This window comes from Haladaptatus sp. DYF46, from assembly GCF_021083305.1.
In the GTDB taxonomy this organism is placed as follows: domain Archaea; phylum Halobacteriota; class Halobacteria; order Halobacteriales; family Haladaptataceae; genus Haladaptatus.
Window position 1 is genome coordinate 64,934 of sequence record NZ_JAJFAY010000007.1, and the last position, 17,956, is coordinate 82,889.

The following is a 17,956-nucleotide window of genomic DNA, read 5'->3' on the forward strand; positions in this document are numbered from 1 at the left end:
CGTAGCAGAGACAGTACGGATCAGTCATTGGACTGAATGTGTATGTTCTTTACTGGCGTGATTTCGACTCTGTACCCGGCATAGTTGAATTGGGCATGCGGCGATTGATGGCGACCGGTTTACAGCCGGCTGATGATCCTGAAGTGGCCGGCGACGAATGACTGCTTGTGTCGCTATCCCTCAGTCGTCCTGCAGGAGTTCGAGTTCGACGTCGTTCTCGCTGGTAACTGTCACCTGATAGCCCTGATATTGAAACGTAACTGCGCCAGTTGTCGGTCGGTGTGAGCCCGCTCGTGTGGGGCCAAACAGTGTGTTGAGTGCGTCGGGATCGATGACCTCGTACAACGGCACAAGATCGTTAGACGAGATGTTCTCGCGTGCTAGAATACGGTTGATGATTGTCGCTGTTACCGACTCGGTGTCATCTAGTGGTTGTTTACCCGATGTGCTCGGTACTTCGGTGTGGGTAGCAGGGGAGTCCTCTGGTGGAGTCATGAGTGTATCTCGTCAGAGCGATTCGAGAAGGTCGTATATAGGTATTCAAGAGGGTGACGTCCGTACACGGACGACCGCGGAAATGGTGGGTCACTCCTCACAACCTGGAGCATCGAGTCAATTACAACAGAGGCCGTAAGAGGGACTGATACCGAGACAGGTGAGACACGAGAATGGAATCGAGAGGAATTGATACACCGTCTCGGTGCTCGTGAATTCAGTGCAGAATTGACGACCTTTGATCGAGTAAGTGTGACCGAAATCGGGAAATGGAGCGAAAGGCACTCGGTTGAAGACACCGAGAAGGAAAAACCGTATGTAATCGTAATTGCGTACGGGAACAACGGAGAGAAATTCACACAGCAGTATGCTGCAACCGAGCCGGGCGATTGGGACTTACTCGCGGTGGTACAAGAGGATACAACGATCCAGGACTTCAGCGACGAGTTACGGAACCGCTTCGATGACGCTGTACACAAGACTCACAAGGTCGAACAACGGTATCACTGAGTAGACCTTCGTCGTGACCGGGATCCGTTTCCTGGAGGAGACCAGACAGAGCACTGCCTAGTTACAGGATTCAGTTATAGAGTAATGTTTCAACGTCTCTACCGGGTGCAACCAGTGAACTACTTTATCTCATCATGACTGGATTTCACTGCCAGATGAAAGTAAATCATCAAAAGTGTCCATCCAACATCACATATATTGTCAAAAGATAATATAATATTCAATAAAATATTAATACATGAGAGTAACTAAGGAGAAATCGTGTTTCAGCATCTTAGACTGAGTAATGGCCGTCGAGAGAAGTGAGGTTTTGGCCAATGAATATATAATATTTAATATGGAACGATGCCTGGACTGACTTATTACAAAAGAGCCGAGTTATATACAACTCTATGCAGGAAGATGTCACATGAGGATAAACAATATACCAATAACGTGGGAAGGAATGAGCACTTAGCAGCGACGATGGTTTCCCACGTTTTATTGGAGAAATTTTTGTCCAACGAGAAAACCATGTGGCCCCGAAGGACTACTGATAAGCGGTTACTAGTTGTTATGTGTTACCACCCCACAAGATATATTGGATGGGTATCTGTATAAGGATGCGGCTTGCCAATTCAGGCATCCCAGTACCGCTATAGTTTTATTTGCAGACAATAAATGATTCAAACTGAGAACAAGGATATGAATATAATCATAGATATATACATTAAAATAGCTGAAGTAGAAAGGGCAATAGTATACCGATTCAATCATCTAATCGCCCATAGCTGCATGTCCTAGTAGATCTACTTCCTAATCCGGCAATCTTTGTTTTGCCAGTCGATTTTGGAATAAATAAGATCCATCCATTGGTCGAATATCATACTAGTGATTCGCTTTTCTGTACTCATGATACTGCCACATTTGAATAATTTCATGATGGTTGTTATGCTGAATTATTTCTAGTCAAGCTGGTGAAAACGAGAACATCGATTACTGATGATCCCTTAGTGAGGTGAATGAGCAAACCAACAGAGACAGTCAAATTCAAAGCAATCACTGACCAGAACCCCGAAACAGCGACGTTCATCGAAGGACTATCAGGACACGGCCTGGTTGCTGCAATTGCGGTAGATCAAATTACTCAACAACTTGGACTAAGCCATCACGGATCGCTTCACTCTGGTCTGTTTCCTTCGGTGACATCATTTACGGAGGGCCAAATACAGGACCCTGTTCGAGTATATGCCGGTGAAACACCGTCTGTACTCACATTGCAGAGTGATGTTGTCCTCCCTCCGACGAGTTATCGAGCGCTCGGAAAGTGCCTACGAGAGGACATCATGGCCAAATTTGAGCGTGCGGTGTTTTTGGTTGGCGCTCCCGCGCAATCAGAATCTGAAGTGGGCGACGTACAGGGGGTTGCAACAACAGATGGACTCAAAGACGAGTTAATCGCCGCGGATATTCCACTCGCCACTTCCCCCGGACTTGTTGGTGGCGTCACAGGCGCACTTGCGGACGATTTCTATCGATCTGGAATCCCTTCCGTGCTACTCATCGTCCAAGCGAATCCTTTCTATCCAGATCCTACTGCTGCACAATCTCTGATTGAGGAGGCTGTTGAACCCTTGGTTGACTTTGATATTGAAACACCAGAACTCGAACAACAAGCAGATGCAATCCAATCCGAACTTGAACAAGTCGCTGCACAATACCAGCAACTCATCCAGGACGAACAAGCAGGTCAATCACAAGATCTAGATCAACCGGTACCAAGTATGTACCAGTAGACAAGTGTAGCTGATCAGTTTCTATTGACAAACAGTCGGTAATGGGTTTATTCATCGTAACGGGGAGGAGATAAGCAAGGACGTCAAGGAAAATCGGTGTGATATCGATGGTTAGTTTTGCGAATCATATGGCTCTGCGATATTCGCTAACGCCTCGCCCATAATAATGGTCGCTTCCTGGGTCAACACGTACAGGATCCCATCTCGGTCTGCACGAATTGTCTGAAGCGGTTCGTACGTGGTTGGATCGTACAATGTCCCGAGAAACATGCCGCTTTCGACTGTTGAGCCGACAGTCAGGTCTGGATTCGAGCGAAAAAGTCCGGAGTCAGACGCGACAATGCGACCGAGATGGTTCCGAGCAAGTGTTTGTGGGCCGGTGTCAGTCAATGGTTCATCGAGGATGCCGAGATGCCGCAAGACGTTCAAAATCCCTCTCACTCCAATCTCGACCGCATCCTCGACGATTTGTTTACTGTAGGCGAGTTCCGGTGTGATACTCGGGATTTCGTCTTCAATGGCAGCAACACGGAGTTTGCCGCCAAAACTTCGCCGGTGCCACTCTTCACTCGCTGCAGCGTGTGCTTGTTCGGTGAGCAAGAGTCCGGTGCCAAAGACCCGCCCAAGCTCAAGTGAGTCAGTGTGGCCTTCGAGTGCAACGACATGCGGGAGCATATTCGGACTTCCTGTGTGTAAATCGATGATCACATCGGCAGTATGTGCGTGGTCCCAGAGGCGAGCTGCCATTCGTTCGTGAACGCTCCCATTTGCATCACCTGGCCACACACGATTCATATTCGGATTGACTGGGTCCAGTTGCTCAGGTGTAATATAGGAGACGTGGTCGAAGGTGAGCGGGTCGGCAACTGGAACCGCAATGACTTTGCCAGCAAGATCAGCATCAACAATCTCGTTGTGGAGCCGCCGAAGGACTTCTGCACCATTGACTTCGCGACCATGCTGTGCGGCTTGGAGATAGACTGTTGGGCCGTCCTTGGAGCCTGTATAGGTGTGGACCATTGTTTCGATTTTCGTGCCGGATGGTAACCGGGCAAGCGTTTCACGTGTCGCTGTATGTGTACTCTCCCCCATGGCTGGTAATCTCAGGTGTGGAAGTAGCAACTCACTTTCGGCCATTCTCAACGTTCAATGTGCAACTCACCGATTCTGTTCCACAGAATCGCCCGCAGTTGGGTCCCTTTGTTGTGCGGGATTGGTCAGCGTCTCCGGCCTGAGATGCAAACGATCCAAGGGTTGCATATGTGGGTGAACACCGATGAAGAAGGTGTTCAGTCCGAGACCTCGCAACGATCGATGCGCCACATAAGTGCAGGACTCGAACGAAATGGAGACGGTGTGTACGAACGCGCTCGTATGGGAGTATGACTCGTTTCCCGATAATGGGCAATCCCAGCACTCGTGACGGCCATGCGTGAGTTTCCATCAGCGGTGCTGGCAGACCAGTCACAGACGCCACAAACGAGGCTGTATGGGTCAGTCATTGCGGTTGGACAGTCACTATCCTAGCAGGTGTGATTTCAATCTGGTAATCGGAATACTCGAAGTGCATGCATGGTGATGCCCGCGCATAGATGGCATCAAGCGCGTCGGGATCGATAGCATCATACAGGGGTGGCGTTACCATCGAGGGATCACACTCTTCTGCCTTGGCAATCGCTTGAATCACGAGGTCACTGATGTGAGGTGGGCCAGTTGGGGGCGTCTGTGTATGCGTTGTATCCATGGTGGATGAGTCGGCTAACTGCGTCGACATGCCCCTTTTGGTTGCATGCGGTTGACAGTGTGGGTTGCTAATTCATGTGTGGGGAACTAACGTACTGAGGGAGGTTGAGATGAGTCGCAAAGAGAGCTTTGGCGTACTTAGTGAGTATTGTTCATGCTGATTTTGGAGGCTCGGGATAAAGATACGCCATTCAAGGCGGGTCTCTCGGTTGAAAGTCTGGCATGAACATGCGAACGATGGAAATTAGCCCAATCGACGAAATCGCTCATCTTGTTGACGATGAAGAGAATTCTTCCGGAGCAGTATCAAAATGCGCAGGAACGCCAGTCTGATGCTATTCTACCATAGAATTGACTACCTTAATCGAGATAGGTTGCGACATCGTCTCGCAACCGGTTAGCATACTCCAACCGAACCTGGCATGCATCACCCGCTGAAATGCGATCATTCCCAGCAATTTCTTCTGTGAGTGGATGATATTGGTTCGTCTCAAATCCCATCATGGTAAGATAACGACAGACACGGTCTGAGAGCCCCGCTGTCATCGCAGTCGTCGTGATGGCACGCAGTTCGGTGAATGATGGGATACCGATCTCATTAGCTCTAATGCCAGGAGTACCGACGCGTACTGGTCTTTCTTCTGTGAGTGAAAGTATCCTTGAAACATCGCCTACGAATTGGAGAATTTGGCTCGGGAGTGCAATATCGGGTGCCCGCCATTCAATCGTGGGCGTTTGGGCTCGTAATCGCACCGGTGTTAGTACGACATCTTCCTGCTGAATATGTCGTGAGAATTCGGCCTGGGGAATGTCAAGCTGTTCAGCGTATAACGTCAGCGTCTCGTGCATTTGTGCGAGCTTCTCATCCCACTCATCAACTGACTCGGTGTATGACCACAGATCACGGTACCGAGTGAGAAACTGCGTCGAATGAGTGCGATACATGAGCGCGCGAGCATCCATCCCCATCAATACCCCATCGTAGTACGGAGATGAACTCACAAGTGCAATTGCTGGATCGAGTGCTGTGAGGATATTCAGCTGTCGAACCACATTTCTTTTGTCAAAGTGAACATGTGTCCCCGCACAGTGTTTCGCGTGTCTGATCTCTTCACCGAAGATGGTCTGCAATATTTTGCCTCGTTCACTGTTGACAGGGAACTGATGTTCAGTAAGTGGGGTCCCAAGCGGGACAAGATGCATGTCGAGCTCGGTTGCTCGAGCCAACACCGTTTCGAGAATCGGGATGAGGTTTTGCTGCAACTCTGTGATTCCATCGGCAGGTGGTACTTGGATCTCGATCATCGGGTCAACAAATTCAGGCACTACTGCCTCGTGGCTAGCAAGTAAATCCATCCCACTGACTAATTCTCCTTCGTTATTCACCACCCAGTATTCGAGTTCGAGCCCGATTTTCATCATTTGGCCTCCTCCTGTCTTGTGATCACCACTTTTTTGTCACTATTTTTATTATCACCAAATGGTGAACAGACAAGATTTGTATCCGGAAATGTACAAAATAAATGAGCAACTGCAAAATCACCTGCTACCAATTGAATTTTAACGAGTGTTTCCCCCATAGGATAGCTACACTACACACCCTCCTAACTCTTCAGATAATCCAACTTTCAGACTAGAGATTACGAAACTCGAGATGATTCACTTAGGTGCCAAACTGTGCAATACTACTTTCTTCTATTCGCGCAGACGTAGGATGTGAAAAGATATTTGGAAAACGAAATGTGTTTTCTCGAGAACGTTAATCTGCCATGTTCCACTGCCGCTTATACGCCAAATATTCGATCAAAGTTGCTCACAATAATACGGCGACATATACGTCCACATTTTACACTAAGTAGGTGTGGAGACACCCGATCTCGAGTGAAGGACCATTGGTGGAAAATGCCGGTTGCTCCCGACAGAGCATAGATTTCGACGACCAACCGGCGTCAATCTTCGTGGCCTTTCTAGCAGACATTCTCCTCACGATCGATCGTGCGCTCTTGGATCGAAGATTGGTGGTCAGTTCTCAGCAGTAGCTAAGGCGGCTCAACCTCATTATAGAAATTCCACGATGGGGAGGTTACTTGATGCCCGGTCGCACGAAAATGCCGTATTGCACGCCGATTGACGTCATGTGACGAATGCTCGCGGGTGCTTATTCGCCACTGACAGTCAACGCAGGTGAGGAGCCGTTCAGTTGTCATACGCTCAGGTCCGAACTAGAAATGGTTTATCAGCTTGGTTGCTTTCCCAAGGGATTCATTTCGACCCCCGGTTCGCTGGGTTCATCGGCACCCTGACCGAGAACAATAGAATTTTCAACAAGACTGCCATGACCTCGTCAAAGTCGTTCGGAAATCGATTGGTGTGAAACTCTGATTTCATCAGCGACATCTTCAGCCGTTGCCCGGCGTGGAATCTCATACCATCCCTGCTCATACGCGGCTATCAGTGGCCTTTGTTGCTCATTTGAAAGTTCAAAGTGACTCTCTGAAACAGAGGAGCAAGTACATAGTCACCTGCTGTCAATTGAAAGACGACCACAGCCACACACTCGTCACTGTCTGGCTGCAAGCATTGATCGGGCACACCAGCAATTCAGGTCAGTACCGCGTCAATACCGGATAATTTCGGTTATCTCTCTAAGAATAGATTACTACTTATATATATCACGTTACGGCGACTCGGTGCGTATGTATCGATCTGGTCGGGAAATCACACTCGATAGCGAGTGTTTAAGACTATTCACACTCCTATATGAGCTATGACGGGGAACGAACCACCTCCCGACGAGAGGGAGACACATTCTAGTCGGACCGCCGAGGAGAGTGCCGCCGAACGCGATCTCGATATTGATGTCCCAGAGTCCATCCTCGAGTTGCAACCCGTCTTCGCGGCGATTGCACATCCACGACGACGTTACCTTGTCTACACCCTCGCCGAAGCAACCGAATGGTCACTTGATGACCTCGCGACCAAACTGGCTGCCTGGGAAACTGATACTCCAGAGACGGATATCGCGACGCTCACGCGCCAGGAGATGTACACGTCGCTCTATCACACGCACGTCCCGAAACTCGTTGACCTGGACGTAATCGAGTTCGAGGCTGACACCGAGACGATTTCCCCTGGTCCCTATGCAATCCAAGTACTGACGGTGTTGGAAGGCGCAGGCGGCAGTCTCGACAATCGGCAAGAAACGCATGCTCGCAGTGAGTTCGGCCGGGAGGGTACTCAGTAACCGATGGCTGGGCAAAGAGGTATCTCTATCTCGGGAATACCACAACTTTACGATACATTCACACGGAGGACAACAAATGACGTCAAGTAAGAACCACACCGATGATGGGACTGAACTTGCACAGGATGGAAACGGACCCGACGACCCCGACATGACATTTGTGACACAGGCGCACTACGACCGCGAGAGCCACCGCGATCTCACCACCGAAATCATGTTCGCAATCGCGGACGCCGAGGATGTTGCGCCGATAGAGATCAAAGATCCACCCTTATACGAATGTGTGGATATCGCCGCGATTGAAGACGGCTTCTTCGGCCCGAAAGTCGCGGGTCACGCACGCGATAGTGAGGGGAGTGTTGCCTTCCAGTACAATCAGTATCGCATTGGGGTTGCCAGTGATGGGTGGATTACGGTGTCTGAGCCCGCAGAGTATGAAGAGGTGTCAGGCTCGGAGTGACTAGATTCGGTTTACGGTTTGCGTCGGTGTGAGACGGTGGTCAGGTTGAGACAGTGGATCCGTTTCCGTATCTCGCAACTGCTGAGTTATTTCTGACCGTCCCCGCTGGAGTCGCCAGATTGTTCTTCGAGAGTCGATACCGGTGATTCGCCCGATAAGATCGGATGAGCGGTACTTTCGGTGATTATCACCGAACATGCCCCAAAGCCTATCCGAACACCATTCTTTGCCAGAACACATGAGTTATTCTCCAGCCGAACTCCCAATACAGACCGCACCCTCGGAGACTGAGTCAATCACTGTAGCTGTAGTGACGGCAATGACCGAAGTCAACGGAACAAAACCTGTAACCCCCCTTTACGAGGCTATCGACCCCGATGCACTCGAAAATCTCTATCGACATGGCTCGCCAGAGGTGAGCTTTGAGTATGCTGGGTATCATGTTACGGTTCACTCTGATCGAACTGTCACGGTGTCCGAGCTGAATCCATAGAACATCGCTGCCACTAGCCGATCAAGAGGTGCCGACTTCTACAAGTTGATGCGCTTCACTCAGACAGTGCAGTATTCCCAATAGCAGTACGACGAGTGAAGAGGACTAATAAACGAGTAGTCGAACCGCACTACTCCTGTAAGGAAGGTTTGTGTGCTCCAGGTGAAGCTGTCACCAGCATTTCCTCGAGCAGTGCGTCTACCTGCGGTGGGGCGGTATAGACAGCTTGCTGATTGGATTGATCATATTCGATCACCCCTGCATCTGCGAGTTTTGGGAGGTGGATATGATGCACCGCAATCTCTGCCTTCACGTCCCTCTCCGACGGTTCCCGGTCATCACGCTGTGTTAGCTCCGTTACTAATGCAGAAATAGACAAGGAAGCCTCTGTGTCGCGAAGGCAGTGGAGGAGAACTCGACGCCGGTGATCAGCAAGCAGCTTGTATAACTGGGAAATCTGCCCCGTGGTACCACGATCGCCACTCGCGTGTCTCTCCTCGTGCATACTCGCACCTCGAGTAGCCACACATATAGTCATTCTCTATAATTACATTGGTAGATTGTGGAATGCACACGGAGGGACGCGAATTATCGTTCTGCAACAGAGTTATTGTGTGATTCCAGCACTACGTGTCTTTAGAAGTGTGAAATGAGCAATCGAAAGGGTTGAAAAAATCAGCTCTCACGTCGCTCCTCTGCCGTCTCCTCACTGAAATGGAAATGATCGAATGGCTGGCTATGCCGCTCGCGCATGATCTCGGAACTCTCGATCGTAACGCCAGAGTCGTGCAGTGTGTCCGTGATGCGTGTGATATCTTGGCGACTCGTCCCAACCACTTCCACGTAGATATTCCGTTTGCCGACAAGCATCTCGCGTACATCGACCACGCCCTGCACTGCAAGTATCTGCTGGACAAATTCGGCTTGTTCGGTTGCTGGCGCGGTACACACGAACAGTACGCTTAGCGGAAGGTTGGCAGCTTCATAGTCAATATCGGGATGATAGCCCCTGATGATCCCATCGTCTTCGAGTTGCGAAATCCGGTTCCGGACAGTGCTTGCGGAGACACCGACTGTTTCAGCAATCTCTTCGGTGGTTGTATTCCGTGCGTCTCGCTGGAGATGATACAAAATGCCCTGATCAACGTTGTCGAGTCCTCGGCTCATCCGTAAGAATAGGTGGAGTAAGCGTAAGTAGTCTGTGAGAAACTGCGTGAACGCCACCAGCCCTCGTTCAAGTGATTCACTCACTTCCTCAAACAATGACTAATCTGAAAAATGAGGGTTGCTTAACCGTGTTCAGTGCGTTAGGATTTAAGTACCTATGACGCTCGATGAGCAGCTCTCAGTCCTCTCGAATCACCACCGCCGACAACTGCTTGTCGCCTTAGCACAACGGACTCCCCAGCCCGATCGTCTCGCTCCCTCTCGAGCTTTGGCAGCAGACGGAGGAGACGAAGAGCAAACGATCGCAATGCAGCACGTCCACCTCCCGAAGTTAGCGAATCACGGTTTCATCGACTGGGATCAAGACACACAGCACGTGACAAAGGGGCCGCAGTTCGATGAGATCGAGCCATTGCTCACTGTTCTGGTTGAGAATCACGATGTGCTTGCTGATCGTGGCATCTCTGACTGATTGATCCCGATCGAAAACTACCACGAAGGTGGCAGCAAGGTACGGAGTGGCGATTGGTTGGGACCCATTCGAACTCCGTACCATGTCGTCTTTTGGGCTAGTCCGGTATAACCCTGCTGTGATTATGTGGGTTACTGATTACATATCCGAGTAGTGAGACTAGGAATTTGCATCGCCTACTGCTGCTCTCATTGAACTCACCCCAGGTACTACTGTGAAATCAGCAATAGTACCACGATAAATTGCGCATTCAGCACCAATAACCTGTGATGCCGATGGACTGTGATTATCTGAGTGAATACCGTGACAGCTGGTGAATCAGCAAAATGACGGTACAGGGATGAGTGCCTTTGATACGTATTGACGCCCATATTCTAATATATGATGGACAGGACTGTTGGACGAGCGCGATGGGTTCAACAACAACTGTCTTGTGGGCGACGCCAAAACAGTATGAACAACCCCGGTGTTCCCGGGCAGATGGTTGGGACCCATGAACGACGTATCTAATCAACAACAATCGATCGAATTGCTCCAACAACTCGGCTTGAAAGAATACGAAGCAGGGTGTTTCGTGGCGTTAGCACGCCTTCCGAAAGGGACAGCCAAAGAGATCAGCGAAACCTCCGACGTACCGCGAACACGCGTCTATGATGCAATTCGAGTGTTAGAATCCAAAGGACTTGTCGAGATCCAGCATTCGAATCCGCAGCAATTTCGCGCCGTGCCGATCGAGGAGGCCGCCGAGACACTGCGCCAAGAATACGAATCGCGAACGGACACGCTTGTTGAGGCGATGACCGCGATCGAGCCTGCAGAATCGAACGGCGGTGATAAAGAAATCACACACGAAGTCTGGGCGCTGTCGGGGACCACTGCGATTACGAATCGTACTCAACAACTTATCGATGCCGCCGGGAGAGAGATCGTGCTCATCGTCGGTCGAGAAGACGTTATTACTGACGGATTACTCGAACAGCTCCAAGAGGCGCTCGACACTGGTCTCGATGTGTTGGTTGGCACACAATCCGAGGAGCTTCGTGAGCAAATTGTAGAGGCACTGCCCGATGCAGAAGTGTTCGTCTCCGGGCTAGAGTGGTTGCACAGTTCGCCCCTTGAGGACAACGACGACACGACGATCAGTCGACTGCTATTGATTGACAAGAACACGATTCTCGTGAGTTCGGTCCATGAGACGGACACCGGTGGGATTGAGACGGAAAAGGCAGTGTTTGGGAGAGGGTTCGACAATGGGATTGTGGTGATCGCCCGGCGATTGATGGCGACTGGTTTGCCACGGAGGCAGGATCCTGATGTGACAGAGGACGAGTAGTCCTCGGTGCGACAGCATCGAGAGTTCTTAGGTGGGGGCAACGTGAACGGTGCCAGTGCTGTGGACAGTGACGGAGTAGCCCGTGTAGGTGAAGGAGATCGACGCAGTCGTATCGGTGTTCCGTGCCAGTGGGGGTGCAATCATCGCATCGAAAGCGTCGGGATCAATCCACTCGTAGAGTGGACTGAGCTCCTGCTGGTCGCAGTGTGCTGCCTGGGCAACGGTTTCGACGACAGCGGTGCTCGGGGCGATTGCTGACCACTCATACTGGTTGTGAATTGCTTTACGTGGCATCTCATCATCAGAACTCGGCGACTCCTCATTACTCATGCGTGAACACTATGGGAGCGGTTATCAAAAACATTCTGTGAGGATATGGGTGACAAGAGAGTTGCATTGGCTTCTGAATCGGAAATTCACCATTCCCGACTACCGGAGCACATGCGAATCGGTTTTACCGGAAATACCCGGTGAGATTCACTGCCGCTTATACTGCCCACAGGAAGTCAATCGCCAAAATCGGCCAAGTTCAAGAAATCGACCTCGCTGCTGTCGTGCGTTCTACTTCGGTTATCAAATCAATCATCCATTTAGAAACACGGGGAACTCCTAGAAATCAGACTGCTTCTCATCCAATTGTTCAGCAGATCTGAACCAAGCAGCGGTTGAACAGCGATGACATACACGGTTGTCATGGATGTTGTATAATGGATCTTCGTTGGTTGGTACCACCACTCATTATGAATTTATTACAAATGGTGGTCTGTGACACACTGTGATGGACTCTGATCCATACGGCCGTGCAATTCGCGACTACTCCCTCGACCAGCAAACCGAACCACTCATCGAACGCTGTGGCGATGAAACACGCGAACACCCCATCGAGGAGTATTATTTTGGTGAATTCGAGCCAACGGATGACTGACACGACTCATGGCTTGCTGGTCCCTTACTCGATATGGGTGCTGGAGTTGGTCAGCACTCACTGTATTTCCAAGAGCACTTTGAAACAGTTGCAATCGAGATTAGCGAGCATCTTGTAGCGACGTTACGAGATCGAGGGGTGAACGATGCACGACAGGCCGATATGTTCGCCCTGCGAGAATCATTTGGACAGAACCGGTTTCGCTCTGCATTTGCCCATGGAACACAAGTTGGAGCTGCTGGGTCACGAGGCGGACTTCGGCAATTTCTCGGCGACCTCGCATACGTCACAACAGACGATGCCACAGCGATCATTGACGGCAACGATCCAGATCATGAGCACGCTCCCAGGCTCTTTGGCTATCGTGCTGATCCAGCACCAGGACTCGGCTTTCGCATCTACCACTTCGAATACGAAGGCGCTGTGAGTGAACCGCTGTTGCTCCGGTTGGTAAGCCCGAGTCGATTGCGTGATGTCGTGGTTGGAACCGGATGGGAGGTAGCTGAGATTCGTCGAGGTGAGAATGGACACTACTATCGGGCAGTTCTCACGAAACGCTGAGTGAGAAAGGGTGGACAAACACGAATCCTTCGCTCGGTATCGCTGTAAACAGTCGCCTGCCAAAGTGGGTACACAGAAGTTAGTATATTATACTAACTAGAGCGTACGACTCTGCCGCTTGAAAAGAACGAATGAAGAGGGCCGAAAGCGTTCGCGGAGTTAGTGAGAGTCAGCGAGTAATTCCATCACCCACACATCAGGGCGAGGTGGGTGCAGATCGCCCATCTCAAGCACTGCATCAGGAGCAGCCAACCGGTGTCCGCACGGACTCACATAGACCCGCGACGGACCTGCCACCGTCATCGTCCCAATAACTCCTAGACAGTGCGGACAGCGGTACTTGCGCGTCATTCGGTGGCCTCCTCGACGCGAAGCGACCCGCCGCAGTCGCCACAACTATAGTTCTCAGGCTGTTTGACGACCTTCGAGCGCTGGAAGCGCGGGAGTTGTCCACCGCACTCCTCGCAAATCAACCACCAGTTCGGCGATTTGAACCGCTCGCAGTGCTGGGTCGTGTTGAGCATGTCCGTCCACCGGTCGAACGTTCGCCCGTGGTCCGCCTCTCCGAACTCGTGATACTGCCATGCGTGAATCAACTCGTGGCGGACTGTCGAACTGAATTGCTCCCAGCCGTGTTGCTCGAACGCGTCCCATGCGAGCGAGATCGATGCGAGCGAGATCGTTATCTCCCCGTTCGCAGGGTCGTATTTCGTCGCACCTGCCGTTCGTTGCGCCCGCGTTGAGATCACCCACTCAATCGATCGACTGGCGACTCTGGAAAGTGTTCGAAATGTCTCTGCTACGTCTCAAGACTATTGTGACGTTGATCCAAAGTCTATCCGCTGAAACCAGGAATACGCCAATCCAAGAGGTATCACCCCCCAAACACAAAGTACAATTAGTGATGTCCCTGGTGTGAGTAAAAGAGGGGTCTCAGAAAACGTTTGACTGACCAATTGCAGATTCGTCTCTACGCCTGGTTGCTTTGCAAAAATAACATGCATCCACGGTGCTGTAGAGTTCCCAACTCCAGTGATTGTATTTGTTAGGACGTTATAGATATTCGATGGTGACAACCGTTTGATGACAAAGTAGATCTCAGTTCCTGCACTGGGGAAGACAGTTTGAATTCGGTGAAAAACCCATAGTGAAATCGCCCCATCCCAAAAAATCGGGAAGCACATAATATAACCAACCGTGATAGCAGTTGCTGTCCGTTCACTCTGACTCACTGCTGAAATTGCCGTTCCCAGCGAGACGCCAACTAACGCATATACAACAGTCAATAGTCCAGTCGCAAGCAAACCAACAATATCGGCATTTCCGTATTCATACCATCCAATACCAGTTCCAACAAGGAAGACACAACCAATTACAAGTGCAATCGCGCCTGCTCGACCAACCACCTTTCCAAGTAGTATCTCTCCCCGAGAATGGGGCAGTCCAAGGTGTGTTTTTAACGTTCCAGTTTCTCGTTCATGCACCACAGAGCGAAAGGACAGCAGCACACTTCCAATACCGACCAACGCAACCATCGCTTGTTGAAATGAACCGAGTATAATCACTGATCGGTTAAATTGATCCGGGAAAGGAGAAGTGAGTTGGAGAGTAAAATTAGCTAGTAATAGACCCCCAAACAGCCAGAGAGCTTTCGTCTGCAGAAGATGCTCAGATTCGAGTCGGGCAACCGCTCGCCAACTCACGATTCCTCCTCGGCAAAGGCCGTATACAGATCTTCTAACGAAGTATCCACAGAGTTGAAAGACTCAACTGACACATCAGACTCCACAATACGTGTGAAAACTTCATCCTGAGAGATGTCTGCTGTGCACGTGAGTAAAACCGTGTGGTCACGAACAGACGTTTCTTTCACAAACGCTGTTTCCAGTAGTTCCTCAGCGAGTGACTGTGGTGCATTGGCGACTTCCACAGCATACTGATTATTTGTCTCCAACGTCTCAAGTAACTGGTGTGGTTCTCCTTCCGCTAGAAGCTGCCCATCAGAGAGGAGCCCCACCCGACTGCAAAGCCGTTCAACCTGTTCGAGTCGGTGGCTCGAAAGCAAGATTGTGGTTCCACGCTTGTTTTCAGCAGTGACAATCTCACGAAGCAGCCGAACCCCGTCTGGGTCAAGCCCTGCAAATGGTTCATCTAAGAGAAGCACATCGGGCTCACCGATAAGGGCCATTGCCAACCCGAGTCGTTGCTGCATACCACGTGAGTAGGTTGTTGCAGCCTGTCCAGCAGAATCGAGTAATCCAACGCGATCAAGATAGGTATCAGTATCGGGGGATACATTTCGTGCATCAGCAACGTATTGTAAATGTCGCCGGCCGGAAAGCCGTGGAAAAACGCTGAAGCCGTCCGGAAGAACACCTACATGTCGACGAACGTCGACCGGATCCACTTGTGTGTCTTTTTTACAGATATGAGCTGTCCCAGCTGTTGGAGTGACAAGATCGAGAAGCATATTTATCAGGGTTGATTTGCCTGCACCATTTGGGCCCAAAAGCCCATATACGGCGTGTCTCGGAACCGTAAGAGAGACAGTGTCAACAACACGAACGTTCTGATACTGCTTGGTTAAATCGGAAGTGTGGATAATTGGTGTCGTCATGCAAGATCACAGGTGTTGAATCGGATGTAGCCAATGAGGACCGGAAGGACAAGCCAAGCACTGAGCACAAGTACGGAAGATAGGGGATGAAGCACGAGGGGCGTGGTATTAAACGCATCACCGACTGCAAGAACTGCAAATGGATCACCATAGTCGTTTAACAGTACAACATCGGGAATGCTCGCGGCATTATCAAGATTGAGGGCAGCATTAACAAGCACGTCGTACGCATCGACTGGAACGGCTCGTTTCAACAAGAAGAGAAACTGAGATTGGGGTGGAGGTGAAAGAATATATGGCCCAGCGAGTGCTCGAAACACAATTCCTGACACAACAGATTCCCACAGCAGCGTAAACAGAAGGTAGTAAATAATAGCAACAGGTGCAGCAAGTGCCCGAGATCGAACAATCGCTGAAATACTGGTGCCAAGGCTTACGACAGTCAGCACATAGAACAGCGATCCTAACACAACAGCAATGAAAGTTATACCATCGAAGACTCCATGAGTAAGAATTCCAAGTGCGCCACCGATGAGAAAGAGGCCTCCAAGGAACGTCCAGACAGCAGCTGTCCGCCCGACAATAGTTCCAATGAAAATGTCACGGCGTGAGTGCGGCTGAACAGCTATAAGTGAGAGACGGTGAGTGCCGGAAGCTGAAGTTAATGATTGATAAGAGATCAAGAGGGCAGCAAGACCGATGACATTCCCGATGGGAAATTGAAACGAAGCAAGGGTAACATTCGACCCAATATCTGAGACGAGTCGGGATCGTGGGGCAGCAATTCCGCGTGAGACTCCCCAGCCATAATAGACAAGTAAGAGGGCAAGCCCGGTTAGAATCCAAAGCCCACGCCAGCGAACTGCTTGTGAGTATTCTTTGTGTGCAAGCGGCTTCCAATTATACATTTATTTAAATGATGTGAACCTACAAATAAGTATGTTTTGACTGACGAACGTATGCTTGTTACTATCTATGGGTGAGTGATGTTTTTACGAACATTAAATCCGCCGCCTCCATAGCCGGAAATGTCGATAGTAGCAGCATCTGTAGTAATCACTTGGCCAGCGACGGAGTGTACATATCGATGAATTCTAGTGGAAACTGCCTTGCTATTATTATTCTGAATGTCGAGATAATTTCCGGTGAGACCCTTGTGATGCCAGAGTGGAACGGGTGCATTTCCACTTGAAGAGTTATTCGCACTACGAACCTTCCCTCCCGAAATGGTCATATCGAGAGTGTGATTAGTTTTGTGTACTGTTTGCCCAGCAATCTTTTTACGAAGAGTTGCTGTTTTTGAGATAGGAATAGCCATTGTCGTGACATCCGACGACGTTGTACGCTCATCGACTTCAAGATCATAACTACTCAAACGATTAATCGCATCTCTGAGTACACCAAGTTGCTCTTTGGAGAGATCTTGATATGCGTTAGCAACCTCCTTAGTTTCGCCAAGTTCAAGACTTCGTTTAACGAACTCCTCAGTGCTCTCCGGATTCGAGGAGTCCACCATCTTTGCAGAAACTGGCTTGTTTGCCGAAGCAGTTGCGGGAACGACAGCAGCGGCTAACGCAGTGCCAGAGAGCTTCAAAACCGATCGTCGGTCATATGAATGGTTCACCTTACTTTCTTGCTTCATTTTATCGGACATTGCAAAAATAAGTACTCGCATCCTATATTAAAAATTTTCTAATTCATCCTTATTGTTATTAGATATTGGAAGAATAACTTATTTAATATCTCTATAAAAATAAATTATATATAATGAAAATTTTCATCCCTAATATTTGATAATCATTTCACCATACGAAGTTGAACATGGACGAAAGGTCACTATTAGTTTCCACGTTATTGCCACTGTTGCCGTCATCACTGGAAGGTTCTTCGCTAAGATATTCCGTAAACATTCACTAGCCAGTACGTAGAAGATTCGTTGAAATTGGTATAATCTACTAACTAGTGTCAGCACCTGCTCCATTCGAAAATGAACGAAGGAAAGAATGAGGAGGGCCGAACCGTCGGGGGCGTCAGTCGTCAGATTCAGCGAAGAACTCCATGAGCCACTCGCCACACGAGAGCGGTCACAGGGAGAGATCGTGATCGCCGACGGGCCGCGAGTCGTCGTTACCAGCACCGTTTGGCCGCACACCGGACAGCG

The 17,956-nt window shown here is 49.9% G+C and carries 20 protein-coding genes and 1 pseudogene; 8 read left to right on the forward strand and 13 right to left on the reverse strand.

Annotated elements, in window-relative coordinates; all coding sequences use genetic code 11:
* Window positions 1-180: 180 nt before the first annotated feature.
* Complete coding sequence (locus LJF34_RS23600) at window positions 181-495, reverse strand: HalOD1 output domain-containing protein (protein ID WP_231188340.1); 315 nt, start codon at window positions 493-495, stop codon at window positions 181-183.
* Window positions 496-747: 252 nt separating this feature from the next.
* Between LJF34_RS23600 and LJF34_RS23605 the strand changes: the two genes are divergently transcribed.
* Both LJF34_RS23605 and LJF34_RS23610 read left to right on the forward strand, forming a co-directional pair.
* Complete coding sequence (locus LJF34_RS23605) at window positions 748-1,005, forward strand: hypothetical protein (RefSeq protein ID WP_231188341.1); 258 nt, start codon at window positions 748-750, stop codon at window positions 1,003-1,005.
* Between the two features lie 1,001 nt (window positions 1,006-2,006).
* On the forward strand, window positions 2,007-2,780 hold the full coding sequence (locus LJF34_RS23610) for a PAC2 family protein (RefSeq protein WP_231188342.1): 774 nt from the start codon (window positions 2,007-2,009) through the stop codon (window positions 2,778-2,780).
* 111 nt (window positions 2,781-2,891) lie between these two features.
* On the opposite strand, the gene LJF34_RS23615 is transcribed toward LJF34_RS23610, so the two are convergent.
* From LJF34_RS23615 to LJF34_RS29090, 4 genes and pseudogenes are all read right to left on the reverse strand, one after another.
* The gene (locus tag LJF34_RS23615; protein ID WP_231188343.1) at window positions 2,892-3,872 is read right to left on the reverse strand and encodes a succinylglutamate desuccinylase/aspartoacylase family protein; all 981 of its coding nucleotides are present in this window, start codon (window positions 3,870-3,872) and stop codon (window positions 2,892-2,894) included.
* 1,011 nt (window positions 3,873-4,883) lie between these two features.
* Window positions 4,884-5,942, reverse strand: coding sequence for a glutamate-cysteine ligase family protein (locus LJF34_RS23620; protein ID WP_231188344.1), 1,059 nt, complete (start codon window positions 5,940-5,942; stop codon window positions 4,884-4,886).
* The gene (locus tag LJF34_RS23625; protein ID WP_231188345.1) at window positions 5,942-6,103 is read right to left on the reverse strand and encodes a hypothetical protein; all 162 of its coding nucleotides are present in this window, start codon (window positions 6,101-6,103) and stop codon (window positions 5,942-5,944) included. The genes LJF34_RS23620 and LJF34_RS23625 overlap by 1 nt, the downstream gene beginning before the upstream one ends.
* A gap of 764 nt (window positions 6,104-6,867) precedes the next feature.
* Window positions 6,868-6,990: pseudogene (locus tag LJF34_RS29090) on the reverse strand (helix-turn-helix domain-containing protein); the annotation flags it as partial.
* A 300-nt stretch (window positions 6,991-7,290) separates the two neighbouring features.
* Here LJF34_RS29090 and LJF34_RS23635 point away from each other — a divergent pair.
* The 3 genes from LJF34_RS23635 (at window position 7,291) to LJF34_RS23645 (ending at window position 8,720) form a co-directional block, all read left to right on the forward strand.
* Entirely contained in the window at window positions 7,291-7,767 is a 477-nt protein-coding gene (locus tag LJF34_RS23635; protein WP_231188346.1) for a hypothetical protein, read from the forward strand.
* Window positions 7,768-7,843: 76 nt separating this feature from the next.
* Window positions 7,844-8,227 carry a HalOD1 output domain-containing protein gene (locus LJF34_RS23640; RefSeq protein WP_231188347.1) on the forward strand — a complete coding sequence of 128 codons (384 nt, stop codon included), beginning with the start codon at window positions 7,844-7,846 and terminating at the stop codon, window positions 8,225-8,227.
* Window positions 8,228-8,465: 238 nt separating this feature from the next.
* Window positions 8,466-8,720 (forward strand): HalOD1 output domain-containing protein, encoded by a 255-nt coding sequence (locus LJF34_RS23645; protein WP_231188348.1) that lies wholly within the window; start codon window positions 8,466-8,468, stop codon window positions 8,718-8,720.
* 130 nt (window positions 8,721-8,850) lie between these two features.
* On the opposite strand, the gene LJF34_RS23650 is transcribed toward LJF34_RS23645, so the two are convergent.
* Together LJF34_RS23650 and LJF34_RS23655 are read right to left on the reverse strand one after the other, a co-directional pair.
* Window positions 8,851-9,225, reverse strand: coding sequence for a hypothetical protein (locus LJF34_RS23650; protein WP_231188349.1), 375 nt, complete (start codon window positions 9,223-9,225; stop codon window positions 8,851-8,853).
* Window positions 9,226-9,395: 170 nt separating this feature from the next.
* A complete protein-coding gene (locus LJF34_RS23655; RefSeq protein WP_231188350.1) occupies window positions 9,396-9,887 on the reverse strand; it encodes an Lrp/AsnC family transcriptional regulator in 492 nt (163 codons plus the stop codon).
* A 157-nt stretch (window positions 9,888-10,044) separates the two neighbouring features.
* Between LJF34_RS23655 and LJF34_RS23660 the strand changes: the two genes are divergently transcribed.
* Window positions 10,045-10,359, forward strand: coding sequence for an ArsR family transcriptional regulator (locus LJF34_RS23660; RefSeq protein WP_231188351.1), 315 nt, complete (start codon window positions 10,045-10,047; stop codon window positions 10,357-10,359).
* 493 nt (window positions 10,360-10,852) lie between these two features.
* Window positions 10,853-11,692, forward strand: coding sequence for a helix-turn-helix domain-containing protein (locus tag LJF34_RS23665; protein ID WP_231188352.1), 840 nt, complete (start codon window positions 10,853-10,855; stop codon window positions 11,690-11,692).
* 27 nt (window positions 11,693-11,719) lie between these two features.
* Here LJF34_RS23665 and LJF34_RS23670 read toward each other — a convergent pair whose 3' ends face one another.
* Window positions 11,720-12,022, reverse strand: coding sequence for a HalOD1 output domain-containing protein (locus LJF34_RS23670; RefSeq protein ID WP_231188353.1), 303 nt, complete (start codon window positions 12,020-12,022; stop codon window positions 11,720-11,722).
* Between the two features lie 448 nt (window positions 12,023-12,470).
* Between LJF34_RS23670 and LJF34_RS23675 the strand changes: the two genes are divergently transcribed.
* Window positions 12,471-12,617 (forward strand): hypothetical protein, encoded by a 147-nt coding sequence (locus LJF34_RS23675; RefSeq protein WP_231188354.1) that lies wholly within the window; start codon window positions 12,471-12,473, stop codon window positions 12,615-12,617.
* Between the two features lie 908 nt (window positions 12,618-13,525).
* Here LJF34_RS23675 and LJF34_RS23680 read toward each other — a convergent pair.
* The 5 genes from LJF34_RS23680 to LJF34_RS23700 form a co-directional block, all read right to left on the reverse strand.
* The gene (locus LJF34_RS23680; RefSeq protein ID WP_231188355.1) at window positions 13,526-13,927 is read right to left on the reverse strand and encodes a SprT-like domain-containing protein; all 402 of its coding nucleotides are present in this window, start codon (window positions 13,925-13,927) and stop codon (window positions 13,526-13,528) included.
* Between the two features lie 63 nt (window positions 13,928-13,990).
* A complete protein-coding gene (locus tag LJF34_RS23685) occupies window positions 13,991-14,881 on the reverse strand; it encodes an ABC transporter permease subunit (RefSeq protein WP_231188356.1) in 891 nt (296 codons plus the stop codon).
* Window positions 14,878-15,795 carry an ABC transporter ATP-binding protein gene (locus LJF34_RS23690; protein ID WP_231188357.1) on the reverse strand — a complete coding sequence of 306 codons (918 nt, stop codon included), beginning with the start codon at window positions 15,793-15,795 and terminating at the stop codon, window positions 14,878-14,880. Before LJF34_RS23690 ends, LJF34_RS23685 begins: the two co-directional genes overlap by 4 nt.
* Entirely contained in the window at window positions 15,792-16,703 is a 912-nt protein-coding gene (locus LJF34_RS23695) for an ABC transporter permease subunit (protein ID WP_231188358.1), read from the reverse strand. The genes LJF34_RS23690 and LJF34_RS23695 overlap by 4 nt, the downstream gene beginning before the upstream one ends.
* A 65-nt stretch (window positions 16,704-16,768) precedes the next feature.
* Window positions 16,769-17,449, reverse strand: coding sequence for a hypothetical protein (locus LJF34_RS23700; protein ID WP_231188359.1), 681 nt, complete (start codon window positions 17,447-17,449; stop codon window positions 16,769-16,771).
* Window positions 17,450-17,956 lie beyond the last annotated feature (507 nt).

Coding starts and splice junctions, on each gene's coding strand:
- LJF34_RS23690 (WP_231188357.1), bottom strand. CDS start 15,795: ATGACGACACCAATTATCCACACTTCCGATTTAACCAAGCAGTATCAG.
- LJF34_RS23675 (WP_231188354.1), top strand. CDS start 12,471: ATGGACTCTGATCCATACGGCCGTGCAATTCGCGACTACTCCCTCGAC.
- LJF34_RS23665 (WP_231188352.1), top strand. CDS start 10,853: ATGAACGACGTATCTAATCAACAACAATCGATCGAATTGCTCCAACAA.
- LJF34_RS23625 (WP_231188345.1), bottom strand. CDS start 6,103: ATGGGGGAAACACTCGTTAAAATTCAATTGGTAGCAGGTGATTTTGCA.
- LJF34_RS23645 (WP_231188348.1), top strand. CDS start 8,466: ATGAGTTATTCTCCAGCCGAACTCCCAATACAGACCGCACCCTCGGAG.
- LJF34_RS23640 (WP_231188347.1), top strand. CDS start 7,844: ATGACGTCAAGTAAGAACCACACCGATGATGGGACTGAACTTGCACAG.
- LJF34_RS23650 (WP_231188349.1), bottom strand. CDS start 9,225: ATGCACGAGGAGAGACACGCGAGTGGCGATCGTGGTACCACGGGGCAG.
- LJF34_RS23695 (WP_231188358.1), bottom strand. CDS start 16,703: ATGTATAATTGGAAGCCGCTTGCACACAAAGAATACTCACAAGCAGTT.
- LJF34_RS23620 (WP_231188344.1), bottom strand. CDS start 5,942: ATGAAAATCGGGCTCGAACTCGAATACTGGGTGGTGAATAACGAAGGA.
- LJF34_RS23615 (WP_231188343.1), bottom strand. CDS start 3,872: ATGGGGGAGAGTACACATACAGCGACACGTGAAACGCTTGCCCGGTTA.
- LJF34_RS23600 (WP_231188340.1), bottom strand. CDS start 495: ATGACTCCACCAGAGGACTCCCCTGCTACCCACACCGAAGTACCGAGC.
- LJF34_RS23635 (WP_231188346.1), top strand. CDS start 7,291: ATGACGGGGAACGAACCACCTCCCGACGAGAGGGAGACACATTCTAGT.
- LJF34_RS23610 (WP_231188342.1), top strand. CDS start 2,007: ATGAGCAAACCAACAGAGACAGTCAAATTCAAAGCAATCACTGACCAG.
- LJF34_RS23660 (WP_231188351.1), top strand. CDS start 10,045: ATGACGCTCGATGAGCAGCTCTCAGTCCTCTCGAATCACCACCGCCGA.
- LJF34_RS23655 (WP_231188350.1), bottom strand. CDS start 9,887: ATGAGCCGAGGACTCGACAACGTTGATCAGGGCATTTTGTATCATCTC.
- LJF34_RS23670 (WP_231188353.1), bottom strand. CDS start 12,022: ATGAGTAATGAGGAGTCGCCGAGTTCTGATGATGAGATGCCACGTAAA.
- LJF34_RS23700 (WP_231188359.1), bottom strand. CDS start 17,449: ATGTCCGATAAAATGAAGCAAGAAAGTAAGGTGAACCATTCATATGAC.